This is a genomic window from Rugamonas violacea (assembly GCF_016461825.1).
Lineage (GTDB): Bacteria > Pseudomonadota > Gammaproteobacteria > Burkholderiales > Burkholderiaceae_D > Rugamonas.
Map to the genome: position 1 here is coordinate 165,211 of NZ_JAEMNU010000079.1, position 1,793 is coordinate 167,003.

1 protein-coding gene is annotated in these 1,793 nt (G+C 68.0%); it reads right to left on the reverse strand.

Features of this window, described 5'->3' with window-relative positions; all coding sequences use genetic code 11:
• Positions 1–39: 39 nt before the first annotated feature.
• Positions 40–1,793: molybdopterin cofactor-binding domain-containing protein (locus H7U20_RS15725; protein ID WP_199760093.1), on the reverse strand; the 1,754-nt coding region annotated here is incomplete at its 5' end.

A 1,793-nucleotide genomic window follows, 5' to 3' on the forward strand; every position in this document is an offset into this window, starting at 1 on the left:
GTTGGGTGGTTTGGTAGCCGCTGGCGCCTTGGCAAGGACCTACTTGAGGTCGGCCGTGCTCACCTCGCAGGCGCGCCGCACCTCCTGCACCGTGGCCGGCGCGTCGAGGCGGAACAGGCCGTCCAGGCCGCGCTCCAGGCGCGAGGCGCGCACCGCCGCCTTGACCGCGAAGAACACGCTGTTGGCCAGCACCAGCGGCGGCTCGCCGACCTCCTTCGACGAGAAGATGTCGTGCGGGTCGTCCGGGATGCCGGCCACCGACTTGGCGTTGCGCGGGAACAGGTGGACGTTCATCTCCAGCGGGATGCAGGTGGTGGCCGGCACCTTGTAGCGCCAGGTGTTGGTGGTGTTGAGGCGGCCCTGCTCCTCGCCCTCCTGCTCGAACACCAGCTTCTCGGTCAGCAGATAGCCGACGCCCTGGACGAAGGCGCCCTCGACCTGGCCGACGTCGATCGCCGGGTTCAGGCTCCAGCCGATGTCGTAGACGATGTCCGAGCTGAGGATCTTCACCTCGCCGGTCAGCACGTCGACCTCGCTCACCGAGCAGGCCGCCGAGTAGGTGAAGCCGACGAAGGAGTCGACCCCGCCGCCCAGCACCGCCGTGGTGTCGCGCTCGATGCCGTAGGGGTTGGGCTGCTGGTCCTGCGGCTTGAAGGTCATGCAGGGGATCGGCACGCCGCCGCCATGGATCTTGGCGGTGAAGCTGGCGATCAGGTTGACCCGCTTGGCGTAGGCCAGCTGGATCAGGTTCTGCCAGATCAGCGCGGTGCGGCCCTGGGCGTTGGTGACCGTCGCCGCCCAGCCCTGCTCGCCGTGGTTCCAGAAGTCGACGCCCTGGTCGACGCACCACTGGTTGCCGTTGTCGTTGCGCTGCTGGTAGGCGAACTCCAACAGCCGGCCGCGCAGGTCCTGGCAGGTCTGCTTGACCGCCTCGCAGTTGTACGGCGTGCCGGTGGAGGCGCCGCTGCTGGTCGGGTTGGGCGTGATGCTGGTGCGCGGCCCCTCGACGTGGATCAGGTCCATCGGAATGCCCATCACATACGCCGCCACCTGCAGCACCTGGGTCGCCAGGCCCTGGCCCATCTCGACGCCGCCCTGGTGGATCACCAGCGTGCCGTCGGCCTGGTTGACCACCACGATGGCGGCGGCCTGCTCCAGTTGCTGCCAGTTGTAGCCGGAGCCGTACTTGACCGGCACCAGCGCCACACCGCGCTTGCGCCAGGTGTTGTTGCGGTTGAACTCCGCCACCGCCGCCTTCTTCTCCTGGTACTTCGACACCTCCTTCAGATAGTCCCACACCTGCCGCATGTAGCAGTAGGACAGCGCCTGGCCGAAGGGCGTGACGTCGCCGCGCTCGTACAGGTTCTTCTCGCGCATCTCCTCGGCCGACATGCCGAGGGCGAAGGCGGCGTCGTCCACCGCGTTCTCGATGATGTTCTTGCCCTGCACGTCGCCGAAGGCGCGGAAGGCGGTGCTGGGCGCCGTGTTGGTGCGGCAGACGTCGATCTGGTTCTCGAAGTTGGCGACCCGGTAGGCGTTGTCGGCGCGCAGCTGGATGCAGTTCGAGACGATGAAGGAGCAGTCGTAGAAGGCGCCGCCGTCGCCCCACATCTTGGTCTGGAAGCCACGGATGATGCCCTTGTCGGCCGGGTTCTGCCGGCCCTGGTCGACGGCGATCTGGTACTGGCCGTAGAAGGCGTGACGCTTGCCGATCATGCCGGTGTCCTGGTCGCGCGGGATGGCGATGCGCACCGGCCGCTTGACCGCCTTGGCCGCCACCGCCGCCGGGCCGA